The sequence below is a fragment of the Streptomyces thermovulgaris genome, from assembly GCF_002155915.1.
GTDB lineage: Bacteria > Actinomycetota > Actinomycetes > Streptomycetales > Streptomycetaceae > Streptomyces > Streptomyces thermovulgaris.
Genome location: NZ_MUME01000580.1, coordinates 1 through 220, shown reverse-complemented (window position 1 = coordinate 220; position 220 = coordinate 1). Strand labels below are relative to the sequence as shown.

General features: G+C 77.3%; 1 pseudogene. It reads left to right on the top strand.

What is annotated here, in order from left to right:
• Nucleotides 1–124: pseudogene (locus tag CCN35_RS29895) on the top strand (SIS domain-containing protein); the annotation flags it as partial.
• Between the last annotated feature and the right edge of the window lie 96 nt (nt 125–220).

The window sequence follows — 220 nt, the reverse complement described above, 5'->3', positions numbered from 1 at the left end:
GGCCGCCCTCGCCGACCGCGGCGTCGAGCCCCCGCTGCTCCGCTCCGGCAACGTCGACGGCGGGCACGAGTGGAACAGCCGGGTCTTCGAGCAGTACGGGGACCGGATCTTCTACCGGCACTGAGGCGCGCGAAGGCACCCGCGACGCCCGCGCTCCCCCAGCCCCGCATCCCCGCTTCCTCGCACCCCCGCATCCCCCGCGGCACCGCGGCCCCTGGGG